The organism is Citrobacter sp. Cm038 (assembly GCF_030333105.1).
GTDB classification, from domain to species: domain Bacteria; phylum Pseudomonadota; class Gammaproteobacteria; order Enterobacterales; family Enterobacteriaceae; genus Citrobacter; species Citrobacter murliniae.
The window spans coordinates 674,713-690,278 of the sequence record NZ_JAOWGO010000025.1 but is presented as its reverse complement, the minus strand read 5'-3'; the positions used below and the strand labels follow the sequence as shown (position 1 = coordinate 690,278).

Genomic DNA, 15,566 nt, shown 5'->3' with positions numbered 1-15,566 from the left:
AGAAGGTTCGATAGATATACCCGTCACTTTGCAGGCAGCTTTTTCATTCAAAACTGCGATATTTCTGGCAATTAGTGACGCGTATCAGACATCCCTGCTATCAATCAAACAGTAATATCTTTCCACTCGATAATTTTTAATGCTCCAGTCGGACAAGCATTGGCGCATTCCCCACACAAAACGCATTTTGAGGATTTCTTCGTTTCGGTATTTACGGTTGCCATCATCCATGGGCAAGCCGTGGTACAGGCGCTACAACCAATACAGCGTTTATGATCTACCGCAATACAGCCATCTTCCTGTTTCCAGGTAATTGCGCCAATCGGGCAGACTTTCATACATTGCGGGTCTTTACACTGACGACAGGTGTCGGCGGTATAGTTTAAATCGCCATACAAACCACCACCGGAGCCTACGCCATCGTCGCCAAAAAAGAAGTTTCGATGAATTTTAATGCGGGAAAAGAAGGTACCCACAGCGCCATCGTTATAATTTGTACAAGAAATTTCGCAGCGGTGGCATCCGGTGCAACGAGCTCGCTGAGTCACCAGCACCCCTTTTGGTGTGTTGATGAGCCCCACAGTGCCGCTATCCACATCTTCCTGTTTACAGCCAAAAAGCGATAGCAGCGCGGGTGCAATGGTTAATCCCGCCAGCCCCTTCCCGGATATGCGCAGAAATTCAAGCCGCGTTAAACCACAATCTAAAAATGGACGATCAACCTGGTTCATTTATTTCGCATCCTCTTCGCAAACGCTGTAGCAGCAACACTTCCAGGCTAATATTAATGAGCGCAGGTCAGGCCATTTCGGGCCACTCATGTTGCCAACAACACGTGATTATTTGCCCTAACCTGATCGCATAAATGACGGCGGTTAAACTGAATGAATCTAATCCTTTAGGGTTAGGCATATGAATAATGTGGTTATTCTCCCCCTATAACTTTGATCGTTATCAATTAAAAAACGGAAGAAAAATAATTAATGTGGAGTGATATTTATTATCATTAAGGAAATTTGAAATAGTATTTTATATGCGCAACAAATATTTGTGACTATGCTTCAAAATACAGTGCAATATACAATTCGATATGTAATTAAATATATAACGACATTGACAATATTAGTGACAAAGCTAAATTATATTAACTGGAAGATTATTGTGATTAAAATAAGAGGGCGGCAGATTATTTCCGCCGCCCTCTTTTCTGCTTTAACCCGCCAGTGCTTTAATCACGGTCTCAATGGCCTGTTTCTCTAACTCACTGCGCTTTACACGCTGATTGGCGAGAGTCGTTCTCAGCACCCCAGCAATGACGATATGCTTAGGCTCTTGCCCCAGATCGCGCATTTCCAGCACTACTTTCCCGACTACTCTGCACATCTCACGGTACAGCTCGTCGTCTTTAGTCTGATTTCCCATATTTGCCTGCTCGTCATTGACTCAAACCAACAGCATATATCACTCTGCCCCGTTAGACAAAAATCAATGAAAATCAATGAAATGTCATAAATCTACAGCACCCGTTGCAGTCGGTTAACCAACTCTGCAAGGCTCCCGGCCTGCATTTTTTCCATCACCCTTGCCCGGTGGACCTCAACCGTACGCACGGCGATGTTCATGGCGTCAGCGATTTCCCGGTTCATCAACCCTGTCGCCACCAGCGTCGCCAGTTCACGTTCCTTGGGAGTGAGTTGTTGATAGCAGTTGACGATCTCTTGTCGCGAGCAAGCCGCTGCGGATACCTCCAGTGCGCGCTCCAGCGCGGCCTGCAGCGGTTCGGCTGAAACCGGCTTTTGCAAAAAATCGACCGCTCCGCGCTTCATTTGCTCAACCGCCATTGGTACGTCTCCATGCCCGGTGAGAAACACAACTGCCAGCGTACTTCCGCGTCGCAGCATCTCCTCATGTACACCTTGCCCGTCCAGTACCGGCATACGCATATCCAGCAACAATACGCCAGGTTGATGCAGACAGGCCTGAGCCAGGAACGTTTCGCCTTGCTCCCAGCATCGAACGTCATATCCCAAACTTTCCAGTAAAAATGCGCAGGCCTGGGTGACGGCAACGTCGTCATCCAGCAGATGAATTATCGCCACAGCGCCCTCCTTCCTGTGTCTGCTTAAAATATAATGTCACCCTGACACCCGCCTGCCCGTCAGGGGCTGTCTGGTTTTTAATCGTAATCTCACCGCCTGCGTAACGAACCAGTCGCTGGCAAATTGCCAGTCCCAGCCCCATACCTTCCTTGCGGGTGGTCATGAAGGGCTGAAAAGCCTGATAGAGCTGAGCTTCATCAATACCTCCGCCGTTATCCTGCACCATGATGCTGATCCCCATATCCTCATCCTGGGCCGTAAACCACACCGTTTTGGCCCCTGCCTGGGCCGCATTCAGCACCAGATTCGCCAACACCTGCTCGAGCAAAACGGACGGTAGTGTCACCATTAACGCATGACTGGCCTTCGTTTGTAGCGTCACTGCCGGGAACTGCTGCGCCATGCGTAATAATTGCCATACATGGTGAATGGCGTCACGCACGTTAATCGACTTCCAGTCATCAGCCATCACCGGGTTTCCCTGCGCCTGGCTGACCCACAAACGAAGATTATGCAATGTGTCTGCTCCCCGTTGCGCCTGGACATCAATCTGTTCAAGTGCGGGCAACAGTGGATGCTGTTGATCTTGTCCGCGCAGGCGAATCAGGCAGCCTTGCGCATAGTGGCGGATGGCCGAAAGCGGTTGATTGATTTCATGGGCAAATCCGGACGTCATCTCTCCAAGGACGCTCATTTGCCGGGCCGTTTCCAGTGCCTGTTCCTGCTTGCGCAACAGCACATTGTTGCGTTCCAGCTCTCGTCCGCGCCTGCGGACCAGCAGCATGACCCAGATATAATTGAGCGTGAGCAACAACAGCATGACAACCACAGCCCCCATTGCCAGCCGGTGTTGAATAAACCAACTTTTGACATCTAACCACAGATGCCGCTGCTGCGGATGCTGCCGAACGTCGCGTAACAATGCCTCAACTTCACGGGTAGACGCAGGCGCGCCCCAGCGAAAAGTAGCACTTTGCGGCGCGTTAAACAGTACCCGTGTGACGCGATCGGCAAGTTCATCACTCACCACCGGCAGTGCCGCAAATGACCAGTCAGGATAGAGCGGCGTGCTGGATAAGCAGGGAATGGAGGTGGGATAATTGAGCACTGCGATAAAATCCGCTTTATGGATCAACCCTTCTTCGTCCATTTTTTCCAGTAAACAGACGGGTACGATCGCCGCCTGAACGGCTTTTTCGCGTAATAAATACAATAAGGCATCTGCGGGAAATCCAGTGAATCTCAGACGCAGATCGCGCTCAGGGCGCAGGCCGACATCGCTGAGCGCCTTATACCCCAGTAAATAACCACCAAACGCCTGAGCATCAATCGCGCCGACTGTTTTACCTATCAGATCGTGTGGGGAAGTTATCCCGCTGTCACGTCTGACGAGGATCGCACTGCCTATCACATTACTCGTCGCTTTCCCGCCGCGTGTGGAACGTAAAGAGGCCAGCCAGCGTAGCGCAGAGCGGCTGTTTAGCTGCACGAATTGCGCCGGATTGGTCACCACAAATTGTACGTCTCCCCGATTGACTGCATCCTGCATTTGATGCAAATCCAGAGGTTGAATATGAAAGCGCTCACCGGGGATTTGCTGATTCAACAGGGTTTCAAGCGGTTGCCAGTGGTTTCGTGTAGATACTTCACCACGCATCGCCAAAATGCCAATGTTCCATGTATCTGCCCAGGTTACACTGCTAAATATCCATACGGATACCAACAACGCCAGGCGTCGTACGACTTTACATCCCACGCAATTATCCCTGTCAATTATGTTGTTTTAGATCAACAACAAGCCGGGTATGTGGTTAACCACAATAGTGCTTCCCCCGCCGCGATTTTTACACTGTAAATCATCAACATTCTTTATTCATCATACGCAAACCAACGGCGTGACCAATGTTTCGTTGTTGCATCGTGACGGGAGAAAATATGGACAGCAGTAAACGGCAGTTTCTCCAACAACTGGGTGTCCTGACCGCTGGCGCATCACTGGTTCCCCTGGCTCAGGCACAATTCCCTTTCTCACCTGAACGGCATGAAGGCTCTCTTCAGCACCGCTACGGCATGCTGATTGACCTGCGGCGGTGTATCGGCTGTCAGGCCTGCACCGTCAGTTGTGCTATTGAAAACCAGACACCTCAGGGGGAGTTTCGTACCCACGTTAACCAATATCAGGTGCAGCTTGAAGGCCAGCAAAGCGTAACCAACGTCCTGCTGCCGCGCCTGTGTAACCATTGTGATAATCCACCCTGCGTTCCCGTTTGTCCGGTGCAGGCCACCTTCCAACGTGAAGATGGCATTGTGGTGGTCGACAACACGCGCTGTGTAGGCTGCGCCTACTGCGTACAGGCGTGTCCTTACGATGCACGCTTTATAAACCATGAAACCCAAACCGCCGATAAGTGCACCTTTTGCGTTCACCGACTGGAAGCCGGATTGCTCCCTGCCTGCGTGGAGTCCTGCGTTGGTGGTGCGCGAATCATTGGCGATCTAAAAGATCCACACAGTCGGATTTCGCAGATGCTGCACGATCATCATGACGCCATCAAAGTCCTGAAACCCGAAAGCGGCACTTCGCCTCACGTGTTCTATCTCGGACTGGATGAAGCCTTTGTTACCCCGTTGATGGGACGTGCTCAACCCGCTCTCTGGCAGGAGGTTTAAATGACCCACTCATTGGTTATTGAAGAGGTTCTGGCGCATCCACAGGACGTAAGCTGGCTACCGTGGGCTGTACAATACTTCTTTTTTATCGGTATTGCCGCCTGCGCCGCGCTCTTCGCCTGCGTTCTCTACTGGCGAAAAAAAAAGCAACCGGAGTTAGAAAACCTCACTCTGCTTATCGCATTGACCTGTGCGATCACCGCCCCACTGGCGCTTACAGCGGATTTACACCAAACTGCCCGCGTCTGGCATTTCTACGCTTACCCAACGCCGTGGTCATGGATGCCCTGGGGGGCGCTATTTTTACCACTGTTCACCGGGTTTCTTGGGCTATGGTTTCTGGCACAACACATCAAACAGTTTACGCTCAAAAGTTACAGCGTCACCAAATGGTTAACCATCGGCAGCGCGCTTTCTGCAATCGGGTTGTTGGTGTACACCGGTCGTGAAGTATCGGTGGTTCAGGCGCGCCCCATCTGGTTCAGTTATGCCTTCCCGGTCGCGATGTTCCTGAGTGCGCTACAGACCTTCTTAGCTCTGCTGATCGCCGCATCGAAAAGTGAAGGCACATTGTTGCGCAAGCTGGCATGGGGACAAAGCGCGTCGTTAATCGCGCTGGCGATGGTGATGGTTATCTGGGTAAGCGGCAATACGCTTTCAGGTTCGGCTATCCGCTACTGGCTGGATATTGCGTCTTCAGCACGCCATTACGCCATCGGCTGGGTGGTGCTGTGGGTTGTTTCTCTGTGCTTTTGTGGACTGGTGTTGCGTCATCCTTTGTCACTTCCGCTGCGCGTTTTGCTGGCTTTAAGTGCAATGGCGCTGTGCTGGCTGATGCGCTGGACACTCCTGATTCAGGTCCAAACCATACCCAAGTTTAACGCGCAGTTTAACCCATACTCCCTGCCTGCCGGCACGGATGGCTGGCTTGCCATACTCGGTACCTTTGGCCTGTGGATAGCACTTATCATTATTGTTCGTGAAGTCCTGAATGCGATCGCAAGGAGAATGCAACATGGCTAATTTAACCCGTCGTCAGTGGCTTAAAGTCGGTCTCACCGTTGGAGGGATGGTAACCTTTGGGCTGAGTTACCGGGACGTGGCAAAACGTGCAATTGACGGTTTACTTGATGGATCTTCAGGAAAAATCACCCGCGATCGAATCATTGGCAACGCATTAATCCCCGAAGCCAACGCCCGGTCACGCTGGCAGCAGAATCCGCAACAGGTGATCTCAATGACGCAATGCTTCGGTTGCTGGACTCAATGCGGTGTACGCGTTCGCGTCGACAGCGAAAAAGGGAAAGTGCTGCGTATTGCGGGCAACCCGTATCATCCGTTATCTCACGAACACCACATTGATTCTTCTGTACCCTTTGCCACCGCTATGGAACAACTGGCGGGTGAAAGCGGTCTTGACGCACGTTCAACCGCCTGCGCTCGTGGCGCAACTTTACTTGAAGGCCTGTACAGTCCACTTCGCATTCTGGAGCCGATGAAGCGCGTTGGTAAGCGTGGCGAGGGTAAATGGCAGCGCATTAGCTTCGAACAGTTGATCAAAGAGGTCGTGGAAGGTGGCGATCTGTTTGGTGAGGGCCATGTTGACGGTCTACGGGCAATACACGATCCCAATACACCAATTGATGCCAGTCATCCCGGCTTTGGTCCGAAATCAAATCAGTTGCTGGTCACCAATACCAGCGATGAGGGGCGCGATACGTTTTTACGTCGCTTTGCCCTTAACAGTTTCGGCAGTAAAAACTTCGGCGCACACGGCGCTTACTGTGGGCTGGCATATCGGGCTGGATCTGGCGCGTTAATGGGCGATCTGGATAAGAATACCCACGTCAAACCTGACTGGGACAATGTCGAATTCGCGCTGTTTATGGGCACCTCTCCGGCACAGTCCGGCAACCCGTTTAAGCGCCAGGCCCGGCAGCTTGCCAGTGCCCGTTTACGCAACGATTTTCAGTATGTCGTGGTTGCGCCCGCCCTACCGTTAACCACGGTGTTGGCTGATGATCGTGGACACTGGCAACCCGTGCGTCCGGGAAGCGACTCCGCGCTGGCGATGGGGATGATCCGCTGGATAATCGACAACCAGCGCTACAACGCTGATTACCTCACCATTCCCGGTGTACAGGCGATGCAACAGGCCGGGGAAAAAAGCTGGACCAATGCCACGCATCTGGTGATCACAGATGAAATCCCAACGCTTGCCGGACAGCATTTAACCCTTGCGCATTTGCACGCAGGCGCGACCAGTGAACCGATGGTTGTTAACGAGGCTGGAGAGAGTGTAGCCGCCAGCGACTGCCAACGCGCACAACTGTTTGTGACACGCCAGGTTACGCTGACTGATGGACAAACGGTAACGGTAAAAAGCGGGTTCCAGTGTCTGAAAGAGTCCGCCGAAAAACTCTCGATGGCGCAATACAGCCAGCAGTGCGGCGTGGCGGAAGCGAAAATAAGTGCCCTGGCCGACGCATTCACCCGTCACGGGCGTAAAGCCGCAGTGATCACCCACGGTGGGATGATGGCAGGCAACGGATTTTATAATGCCTGGGCGGTGATGATGCTGAATGCGCTGATTGGCAACCTCAGCCTGGAAGGCGGCGTGTTTGTTGGTGGAGGCAAATTCAATGGTGCGACCGATGGTCCTCGCTACAATATGGACAGTTTCGCCGGAAAGGTGAAGCCAAAAGGGCTAAGCATCGCACGCAGTAAAACCGCCTATGAATCCTCTGAAGAGTACCGTAATAAAGTCGCCGCCGGGCAATCACCCTTCCCGGCCAAAGCCCCATGGTATCCTTTTGTTGCAGGTCAGCTGACCGAATTACTCGCCTCGGCGCTCGAAGGTTACCCTTACCCGCTGAAAGCGTGGATCTCCAACATGACCAACCCGTTCTACGGTGTGGCAGGGTTGCGCGGCGTAGCGGAAGAAAAACTCAAAGATCCTGCTCGTCTGCCGCTGTTTATCGCAATTGACGCCTTCATGAACGAAACAACCGCACTGGCGGATTACATCGTACCGGATACGCACAACTTCGAAAGCTGGGGATTCAGCGCACCGTGGGCTGGCGTTGCCAGCAAAGCCACAACCGCGCGCTGGCCGGTAGTTGCATCAGCGACCAGTAAAACCGAGGACGGTCAACCAGCGTCGATGGAGTCTTTCTGCATTGCAGTAGCCAAACGCATCGGGCTGCCGGGCTTTGGTGACAACGCGATCACCGATCCGCAAGGTAACCACTACCCACTTAACCGCGCAGAAGATTACTACCTCAGGGTCGCCGCAAACATTGCGTTTATGGGAAAAGCGCCTGTCGCTGAAGCCACACCTGACGATATCTCGCTAACTGGCGTGACGCGGATCCTCCCTGTAATAACGCAAACGCTGAAAGCCGATGAAATAAGCCGTGTCGCGTTTGTCTATTCGCGCGGTGGTCGCTTTGCTCCGGACAAGAGTGGTCGGGTGGAAAACCGCATCGGTAATGCGTGGGAGAAACCACTGCAAATCTGGAATGCGGACGTTGCCGCGCACCGTCATGCGATTACCGGTGAACGCTATAGCGGATGTCCGGCCTGGTATCCTGCGCGCCTCAGTGACGGTCGTTCCATTGATGAATTATTCCCTGAACGGGAGTGGCCGCTGAAGCTGATTTCATTTAAATCCAATACCATGTCCAGCGCGTCGGCGGTGATCCCTCGCCTGCATCATCTTAAACCGGTGAATCTTGTAGCGCTAAATCCGGTAGATGGTCGGCGTTTTGGGGTGTCCCATGGCGATGTAGTTCGTATTACGACCCCTGGCGGTCAGGCACAGGCGCAGATCAGTCTGCTCAATGGCGTAATGCCTGGAGTGATCGCGATTGAGCATGGTTACGGACACAGAGAAATGGGCGCGGCGCAGCATACGCTTGATGGCGAGCTGATGGCGTCTGACACCCAGATAAAATCAGGAATCAATATTAACGATCTCGGCTTTGCCGATCCGACACGTCAGGTCGCCAATACCTGGCTGGACTGGGTTTCTGGCGCCTCGGTACGTCAGGGGCTTCCGGCGAAAATCGAACGGGTGTGATCCGTGTGCCGGATGGTGGCTAAACCATCCGGCACAGTCTGGATTAGTTATTTACCGGGATCACCGCACCTTTATATTTGGTGCGGATCCAGTCCTGGATCTCTTTAGAATGCAGCGCATCAACCAGTGCCACGATATCCTTCTTCTTCTCATCGCCACGATGTACGGTAATAATGTTGGCATACGGGTTATTTTCACCGCTTTCAACGGCAATCGGATCTTTAACCGGATCCAGACCGGCGTCGATGGCGTAGTTAGCGTTAATAACGACCGCGTCGCCCTCGTCATTGTTATACATCTGCGGTAACAGTGCCGCTTCCACGTTAGGCAGGAACTTCAGCTTTTTCGGATTATCAACAATGTCGCTGATGCGTGCAGTGACTTTATCCACCCCGGGCTTAAGTTTAATCACGCCCTCTTTTTCGAAAATCGACAGAATACGACCTTCTTCAGAAACTGCGTCACGCATGATGACCTTGCCACCTTCCGGCAGGTCCTTGAGCGATTTCACCTTTTTGGAGTAAATACCGATTGGCTCAATGTGAATCGCTCCGGCGCTGACGAAATCATAAGTTTTATCGCCTGCATGATCCTTCAATACGCTATTCAGATACGGAATATGCTGGAAGTAGTTAGCATCAATCTCACGGCCTGCAAGCGCGGTGTTCGGCAAAATGTAATCCTGGAACGGTTTAATCTCCAGTTCGATCCCCTGCTTCGCCAGAATAGGCTTCGCCTGCTCAAGAATTTCAGCATGCGGCACGTTAGACGCGCCAACGGTCAGGGTATCTGCCCACGAGGCAAAGCTCAGGGCGCTAAGGGTTGCTGCAGCGAGTAATGTCAGTGATTTTTTCATGATTATGGTTTCCGTATTTTATTAGCGTTTATCTAACAGAGAGGTGATCACATCGCCGCAAAGCTGGATAATGAAGACGATGACAAGTATGGTCACCGTCGCCACCAGCGTGACGTCGCTGTGGTTGCGCTGGAATCCTTCCAGATAAGCCAAATTCCCTAAACCACCTGCACCAATCACACCAGCCATCGCGCTGTAACTAACCAACGCAATCAGCGTCACGGTGATCCCGGACACCAGAGCCGGTGATGATTCAGGCAGTAAAACCCGAAAAATAAGCGTACTCAGACGCGCGCCCATCGAGCGGGTCGCTTCAATGACACCCTTGTCCACTTCACGTAAAGCGATTTCGACCAGGCGTGCATAAAACGGCGCAGCGCCAACAATTAGTGCAGGTAACGCGGCATTGGCCCCGAGAATGGTGCCAACCATCGCTTTGGTAAACGGGATCAACAGCACGATCAGAATGATGAACGGGATCGAGCGGAAGATATTCACCACCAGTGAAATGGCGCTGTACACCGCACGGTTCGGAAATAGACCTCCACGAGCCGTCAGAAATAGCGCCAGTCCAAGCGCAATCCCCAGCACAAATGTCGCCACGCCGGACAGCGCGGTCATGTAGAGCGTTTCCTGGGTCGCGGCAAACAGTTGGTCCCATTTCAGATGGGGAAACAGATTTTCAACCATGTTGAATTACCTCCGCGTCGATGTCGCTGTGGCGCAGATCGGCCAGAATATTGCTGAGCTGTTCTTCGGTGGCCACAACGTGCACCCATAGCTGACCAAATGTGCCGTGGGCGGTTTGCGTCATCTTGCCGTGCAAAATGTTAAATGGCAGGCCGTAACGCAGAGTCAGTTCCCCAACAACAGGCCGGTGTGTGCGGTTTCCGGTAAAGGTTAATTTGATTACTACCCCGCCAAGTTCGCTTGCCAGCTGTGGGTTAAACTCATCCTCCTCAGCATACTGACTTACCTGACGGACAAACTGGCGTGTAATCGGCTGCTGCGGATGGGTGAAGACGCTAAGTACATCGCCCTCTTCAACAACTCTGCCGTTCTCCATCACTGCCACGCGATCGCAGATTTTGCGCACCACATGCATTTCATGAGTAATCAGCACAATCGTTAATTTGAAGCGGCGGTTAATATCGAGCAGTAGATCTAAAATCTGATCGGTGGTTTGCGGATCCAGCGCCGATGTGGCTTCGTCACACAGCAGCACGTCCGGATTGTTCGCAAGCGCCCGTGCAATCCCAACGCGCTGCTTTTGACCACCGCTGAGCTGCGACGGATAAGCATTTTCACGGCCACTCAGCCCAACCAGCGTAATCAGTTCGGCAACCCGTGCTTTAATTTTCGCTTTCGGAGCGCCGGCAATTTGCATCGAGAACGCAATGTTTTCGAAAACGGTTCGCGACCACAGTAAATTGAAATGCTGAAAAACCATGCTGATCTTCAGTCGCGCCTGACGCAGAGATTCTCCGCTTGCTGCTGAGATGTCATGACCATTAATAATCACACTGCCGGATGTCGGTTTTTCGAGTCCATTAAGCAGGCGTATCAGGGTGCTCTTACCGGCACCACTGTAGCCAATAATTCCGTAAATCTGTCCCTGTTCAACCGTCAGATTGACGTCATCGACAGCGGTTATGGAAAGCCTGCCTGGCGTAAACACTTTTGAAATATTTTTCAGGACAATCATGTCGTTTGGTATCCGCTGCTGCTTATCGTTATCCTGCTAGTGCCTTTAGCTGTTTAGCAGTATGGATGTCCAAACGAGTGTAATCAGTGAAGTTAGCTTTTAAAATGAATTAAAACGAATTTGATATAACTTTTAGAAATATGCAAAAATCACATTACCATGTACAGAAAACAGCCATTTCAGACGACAAATGTAGCTTGTTGCGCAACAAACCACGCCCGTGGCCAACCTCTTTATCCATACCGATGAACAAATGCGTGAATATTTTTTGTGAAACTGCACAGAACTCTTTTGAAACGCTGTTTCCATTTTCCTTTTTGATAATTTTCAGCGTATAATGCGCGCCAATTGTCTCTTGAATGGTTTCAGCACATTGACCTGTAATACTCAACGACTACAAAACTCACCTTCCCGTTGGGCTGAAACGCAAGCACACATTCCTCTGCACGCTTTATTGATGTCACCTATCCTTAGAGCGAGGCATCACAACTTTCGCAACTCAGGTTTAGCTTCCCGGCCGTGCGCGACGGAAGCCAGATTTCCATATCCTTCTCAACTTAAAGACTAAGACTGTCATGAAAAAGACGAAAATTGTTTGCACCATCGGTCCGAAAACCGAATCCGAAGAGATGTTAACCAAAATGCTGGACGCGGGCATGAACGTCATGCGTCTGAACTTCTCCCACGGTGACTACGAAGAACATGGTCAGCGCATCAAGAATTTGCGCAACGTGATGAGCAAAACTGGCAAAAAAGCAGCCATCCTGCTCGACACTAAAGGTCCGGAAATCCGTACCATTAAACTGGAAGGCGGTAATGACGTTTCTCTGAAAGCGGGCCAGACCTTCACTTTTACTACCGACAAATCTGTTGTTGGTAATAACGAAATCGTTGCTGTTACCTACGAAGGCTTCACCAAAGACCTGTCCGTAGGCAACACTGTGCTGGTTGACGACGGTCTGATCGGCATGGAAGTTACCGCTATTGAAGGTAACAAAGTTATTTGTAAAGTGCTGAACAACGGCGATCTGGGCGAAAACAAAGGCGTTAACCTGCCGGGCGTTTCCATCGCACTGCCAGCACTGGCTGAAAAAGATAAACAAGACCTGATCTTTGGTTGCGAGCAAGGCGTTGACTTCGTTGCAGCGTCCTTCATCCGTAAACGTTCTGACGTTATCGAAATCCGTGAGCACCTGAAAGCGCACGGCGGCGAAAACATCCAGATCATCTCCAAAATCGAAAACCAGGAAGGTCTGAACAACTTCGACGAAATCCTCGAAGCATCTGACGGTATCATGGTTGCTCGTGGCGACATGGGCGTTGAGATCCCTGTAGAAGAAGTTATCTTCGCACAGAAAATGATCATCGAAAAATGTATCCGCGCGCGCAAAGTCGTTATCACTGCGACCCAGATGCTGGACTCCATGATCAAAAACCCACGTCCGACCCGTGCTGAAGCTGGCGACGTAGCGAACGCCATCCTCGACGGTACCGATGCAGTAATGCTGTCCGGTGAATCCGCTAAAGGTAAGTACCCGCTGGAAGCTGTGACCATCATGGCTACCATCTGTGAACGTACCGACCGCGTAATGACCAGCCGTCTGGACTTCAACAACGACAGCCGCAAACTGCGCATTACTGAAGCCGTTTGCCGTGGCGCAGTTGAAACTGCTGAAAAACTGGACGCTCCGCTGATCGTAGTGGCTACCCAGGGCGGTAAATCTGCACGCGCAGTACGTAAATACTTCCCGGATGCCACCATCCTGGCGCTGACCACCAACGAAACTACTGCCCGTCAACTGGTGCTGAGCAAAGGCGTAGTTGCGCAGGTAGTGAAAGAAATCAGCTCTACCGATGATTTCTACCGTCTGGGTAAAGAAGTTGCACTGGAAAGCGGTCTGGCACAGAAAGGCGACGTTGTGGTGATGGTTTCCGGCGCGCTGGTACCAAGCGGCACGACCAATACTGCATCTGTTCACGTGCTGTAATAATTCCGACGTGAATTAATTTGCTAAAAAAAGCGCCCTGGTGGCGCTTTTTTTATTTTATCAATAGTCATGATTAATAAAAAATCAAATCGGATTTCACTATCTAATTAGAGATTATCTAAGATGAATCCGATGGAAGCTTTCTGTTTTCACACGGTTTTTTAGCCGTTTTTGCACAATTCGATGCTTCTTTGAGCGAACGATCAAAAATAAGTGCATTCCCATCAAAAAAATATTCTCAACATAAAAAACTTTGTGTAATACTTGTAACGCTACATGGAGATTAACTCAATCTAGAGGGTATTAATAATGAATCGTACTAAACTGGTACTGGGCGCGGTAATCCTGGGTTCTACTCTGCTGGCAGGTTGCTCCAGCAACGCTAAAATCGATCAGCTGTCTTCTGACGTTCAGACTCTGAACGCTAAAGTTGACCAGCTGAGCAACGACGTGAACGCAATGCGTTCCGACGTTCAGGCTGCTAAAGATGACGCAGCTCGCGCTAACCAGCGTCTGGACAACGCAGCTACTAAATACCGTAAGTAATAGTATCTGTGTAATAAAAATGGCGCACATTGTGCGCCATTTTTTTTGCCTTTAATTTACGCTTCCCTGTTACTGCGTTGTGCGCATTTCCTCTCCCGCGCCAGGCATTCCATTCTGCGCAGATTTAACTTCCACCCCGTTGGTGGTCTCTTGCGTCTGTCCGGCCGTTACGGTGACCGGATATCCCGCACGCCGATAAAGCGCGCGTTCCACCAGACTATGATCTACTGCATTACTTTCCTTGAACTGAGTAAAACCAGCCGGCAGCACATACGGCATGGTCTGAACGTTCTGTTCTTCTTCCGGCGATAATGGACGATGCACTTCCACGTACCGCATACCGTTTGGTTCAACAGAATATTTTATCGGCTCATTAATCACTCTGACCGGTGTTCCCGTTCTGACCTGAGCAAACAGGGCTTTGATGTCCGGCGCATTCATGCGGATGCATCCGGAGCTCACGCGCAGGCCAACGCTGTCAGGTGCGCTGGTTCCGTGAATAAGGTATTCACCGTTACCATGCGCCAGACGCAGTGCAAAGCGTCCTAGCGGGTTATTTGGCCCAGCGGGCACCACAGGAGGCAACGTAATACCACGCTCAAGAGAACGCTTACGAATGCCTGGCGTAGGTGTCCAGGTGGGATTAGGTATTTTTTGCCCGACCCGGGTTTCCATCACCGGAGTTTCCAGCCCCTGCAGACCGATGCCAATCGGGAAAACCTGAACAATATTTTCTCCCGGCGGGAAGTAATAGAGACGCAGTTCCGCCAGATTTACAATAATGCCTTCACGCGGGGCATCCGGTAACAGCAATTGCGAAGGAATAGTAATCAGGGTTCCGGGTTTCGGTACGGGAGCGATGGTGTTATTGGCTTCGAGGATCAGCATCGCCGCGGTGTCGAACCGACGGGCTATTGCCTGTAAGTTCTTATCGCTCTCCTGCACGGTATAGGTTTGATTCTGCCCAACAAGACGACTGTTTGCCTGGGGCAAAGGATAATCGACCGCCCAGGCGGCCTGTATAGCGCTGTAAGCGCCGATCAGCATTAGAGTAATAATAGACGCGCGTTTCATACTCACTCACCCCCCTGGCGTTATTGCCGGATACTGGTGAATACCTAATCCGGCCTACGAGTCACTGCGTTGTTCTGTACATAATCATCCGGGTCAACCTGAAGGATGATATGTTTTATCAGTTTAGCTAAGAGTTGCAGCTTTCGTGCGAATAGCGCGAATCATCGCTTCAAGCCCCTGTGAACGAGACGGTGTGAGATGCTGTGCGAGCGCCATTTTTTCAAACCACGGACGCACGTCAAAATTCACAATATCCTGGGCTGTCATCCGGTTATACAAAATGAATACCACGGCGATTAGCCCTTTCACAATTGCCGCATCACTGTCGCCCTGTAATTCAATAATACCGTCAGCATTCTGACGCATTACTATCCATACCTGACTCTGGCATCCCTGAATGCTGTTTTCCGGACAGCGATCGTCGGTATTTAATTCCGGCAAACGCTGACCCAATTCAATAATATACAGGTACTTCTCTTCCCAATTAGCGCAACGCAGAAAATTACGCAACAATTTTTCTTTATCCGGTAGCGCAGCCATAACGCCT

The 15,566-nt window shown here is 51.2% G+C and carries 16 protein-coding genes; 6 read left to right on the top strand and 10 right to left on the bottom strand.

Going from position 1 to position 15,566, the window contains the following annotated elements; translation table 11 throughout:
• Positions 1-104: 104 nt before the first annotated feature.
• The 4 genes from OGY01_RS22780 to ttrS form a co-directional block, all read right to left on the bottom strand.
• Entirely contained in the window at positions 105-731 is a 627-nt protein-coding gene (locus tag OGY01_RS22780; RefSeq protein WP_003029338.1) for a ferredoxin-like protein, read from the bottom strand.
• A 481-nt stretch (positions 732-1,212) separates the two neighbouring features.
• Positions 1,213-1,422 carry a fumarate hydratase FumD gene (gene fumD, locus OGY01_RS22775; RefSeq protein WP_003029345.1) on the bottom strand — a complete coding sequence of 70 codons (210 nt, stop codon included), beginning with the start codon at positions 1,420-1,422 and terminating at the stop codon, positions 1,213-1,215.
• A gap of 92 nt (positions 1,423-1,514) precedes the next feature.
• The gene (ttrR, locus tag OGY01_RS22770) at positions 1,515-2,099 is read right to left on the bottom strand and encodes a tetrathionate respiration response regulator TtrR (RefSeq protein ID WP_045442269.1); all 585 of its coding nucleotides are present in this window, start codon (positions 2,097-2,099) and stop codon (positions 1,515-1,517) included.
• The gene (gene ttrS / locus OGY01_RS22765) at positions 2,074-3,855 is read right to left on the bottom strand and encodes a tetrathionate respiration histidine kinase TtrS (RefSeq protein ID WP_286493757.1); all 1,782 of its coding nucleotides are present in this window, start codon (positions 3,853-3,855) and stop codon (positions 2,074-2,076) included. The genes ttrR and ttrS overlap by 26 nt, the downstream gene beginning before the upstream one ends.
• A 179-nt stretch (positions 3,856-4,034) precedes the next feature.
• On the opposite strand from ttrS, the gene ttrB reads away from it, so the two are divergent.
• Genes ttrB through ttrA form a run of 3 tightly spaced genes read left to right on the top strand, consistent with a single transcriptional unit; the run spans position 4,035 to position 8,850 of the window.
• Positions 4,035-4,769: a tetrathionate reductase subunit TtrB gene (gene ttrB, locus OGY01_RS22760; RefSeq protein WP_048221568.1), complete on the top strand. Its 735-nt coding sequence runs from the start codon at positions 4,035-4,037 to the stop codon at positions 4,767-4,769.
• Positions 4,770-5,792, top strand: a complete 1,023-nt coding sequence (ttrC, locus tag OGY01_RS22755) for a tetrathionate reductase subunit TtrC (protein WP_286493755.1) — start codon at positions 4,770-4,772, stop codon at positions 5,790-5,792. It begins immediately after the preceding gene.
• Positions 5,785-8,850: a tetrathionate reductase subunit TtrA gene (gene ttrA, locus OGY01_RS22750; RefSeq protein ID WP_286493754.1), complete on the top strand. Its 3,066-nt coding sequence runs from the start codon at positions 5,785-5,787 to the stop codon at positions 8,848-8,850. Before ttrC ends, ttrA begins: the two co-directional genes overlap by 8 nt.
• A 43-nt stretch (positions 8,851-8,893) precedes the next feature.
• Here ttrA and OGY01_RS22745 read toward each other — a convergent pair whose 3' ends face one another.
• The 4 genes from OGY01_RS22745 to OGY01_RS22730 all read right to left on the bottom strand — a co-directional run bounded on the left by OGY01_RS22745 (position 8,894) and on the right by OGY01_RS22730 (position 11,802).
• Complete coding sequence (locus OGY01_RS22745) at positions 8,894-9,706, bottom strand: MetQ/NlpA family ABC transporter substrate-binding protein (RefSeq protein ID WP_045442239.1); 813 nt, start codon at positions 9,704-9,706, stop codon at positions 8,894-8,896.
• Positions 9,707-9,727: 21 nt separating this feature from the next.
• On the bottom strand, positions 9,728-10,396 hold the full coding sequence (locus OGY01_RS22740; RefSeq protein WP_045442237.1) for a methionine ABC transporter permease: 669 nt from the start codon (positions 10,394-10,396) through the stop codon (positions 9,728-9,730).
• Complete coding sequence (locus OGY01_RS22735) at positions 10,389-11,411, bottom strand: methionine ABC transporter ATP-binding protein (protein ID WP_045442234.1); 1,023 nt, start codon at positions 11,409-11,411, stop codon at positions 10,389-10,391. The genes OGY01_RS22740 and OGY01_RS22735 overlap by 8 nt, the downstream gene beginning before the upstream one ends.
• A 154-nt stretch (positions 11,412-11,565) precedes the next feature.
• Entirely contained in the window at positions 11,566-11,802 is a 237-nt protein-coding gene (locus tag OGY01_RS22730) for a hypothetical protein (RefSeq protein ID WP_048221572.1), read from the bottom strand.
• On the opposite strand from OGY01_RS22730, the gene ynhH reads away from it, so the two are divergent.
• The 3 genes from ynhH (at position 11,749) to lpp (ending at position 13,945) form a co-directional block, all read left to right on the top strand.
• Positions 11,749-11,979, top strand: a complete 231-nt coding sequence (ynhH, locus tag OGY01_RS23825) for a protein YnhH (RefSeq protein ID WP_420808585.1) — start codon at positions 11,749-11,751, stop codon at positions 11,977-11,979. The two genes, OGY01_RS22730 and ynhH, sit on opposite strands and share 54 nt — an antisense overlap.
• Before the next feature lie 7 nt (positions 11,980-11,986).
• Positions 11,987-13,399, top strand: a complete 1,413-nt coding sequence (gene pykF / locus OGY01_RS22725; protein WP_045442228.1) for a pyruvate kinase PykF — start codon at positions 11,987-11,989, stop codon at positions 13,397-13,399.
• A gap of 309 nt (positions 13,400-13,708) precedes the next feature.
• Positions 13,709-13,945 carry a murein lipoprotein Lpp gene (gene lpp, locus OGY01_RS22720; protein WP_003029373.1) on the top strand — a complete coding sequence of 79 codons (237 nt, stop codon included), beginning with the start codon at positions 13,709-13,711 and terminating at the stop codon, positions 13,943-13,945.
• Positions 13,946-14,014: 69 nt separating this feature from the next.
• On the opposite strand, the gene ldtE is transcribed toward lpp, so the two are convergent.
• Together ldtE and sufE are read right to left on the bottom strand one after the other, a co-directional pair.
• Positions 14,015-15,019, bottom strand: coding sequence for a L,D-transpeptidase LdtE (ldtE, locus tag OGY01_RS22715; protein WP_048221573.1), 1,005 nt, complete (start codon positions 15,017-15,019; stop codon positions 14,015-14,017).
• Between the two features lie 123 nt (positions 15,020-15,142).
• Positions 15,143-15,559 carry a cysteine desulfuration protein SufE gene (sufE, locus tag OGY01_RS22710; protein ID WP_045442222.1) on the bottom strand — a complete coding sequence of 139 codons (417 nt, stop codon included), beginning with the start codon at positions 15,557-15,559 and terminating at the stop codon, positions 15,143-15,145.
• Between the last annotated feature and the right edge of the window lie 7 nt (positions 15,560-15,566).

Bases quoted from the DNA above. Each gene is read 5' to 3' on its own strand.
- OGY01_RS22780 (WP_003029338.1), bottom strand. From the start codon at position 731: ATGAACCAGGTTGATCGTCCATTTTTAGATTGTGGTTTAACGCGGCTT.
- fumD (WP_003029345.1), bottom strand. From the start codon at position 1,422: ATGGGAAATCAGACTAAAGACGACGAGCTGTACCGTGAGATGTGCAGA.
- ttrB (WP_048221568.1), top strand. From the start codon at position 4,035: ATGGACAGCAGTAAACGGCAGTTTCTCCAACAACTGGGTGTCCTGACC.
- ttrC (WP_286493755.1), top strand. From the start codon at position 4,770: ATGACCCACTCATTGGTTATTGAAGAGGTTCTGGCGCATCCACAGGAC.
- ttrA (WP_286493754.1), top strand. From the start codon at position 5,785: ATGGCTAATTTAACCCGTCGTCAGTGGCTTAAAGTCGGTCTCACCGTT.
- OGY01_RS22745 (WP_045442239.1), bottom strand. From the start codon at position 9,706: ATGAAAAAATCACTGACATTACTCGCTGCAGCAACCCTTAGCGCCCTG.
- OGY01_RS22740 (WP_045442237.1), bottom strand. From the start codon at position 10,396: ATGGTTGAAAATCTGTTTCCCCATCTGAAATGGGACCAACTGTTTGCC.
- OGY01_RS22735 (WP_045442234.1), bottom strand. From the start codon at position 11,411: ATGATTGTCCTGAAAAATATTTCAAAAGTGTTTACGCCAGGCAGGCTT.
- ynhH (WP_420808585.1), top strand. From the start codon at position 11,749: ATGCGCGCCAATTGTCTCTTGAATGGTTTCAGCACATTGACCTGTAAT.
- pykF (WP_045442228.1), top strand. From the start codon at position 11,987: ATGAAAAAGACGAAAATTGTTTGCACCATCGGTCCGAAAACCGAATCC.
- lpp (WP_003029373.1), top strand. From the start codon at position 13,709: ATGAATCGTACTAAACTGGTACTGGGCGCGGTAATCCTGGGTTCTACT.
- ldtE (WP_048221573.1), bottom strand. From the start codon at position 15,019: ATGAAACGCGCGTCTATTATTACTCTAATGCTGATCGGCGCTTACAGC.
- sufE (WP_045442222.1), bottom strand. From the start codon at position 15,559: ATGGCTGCGCTACCGGATAAAGAAAAATTGTTGCGTAATTTTCTGCGT.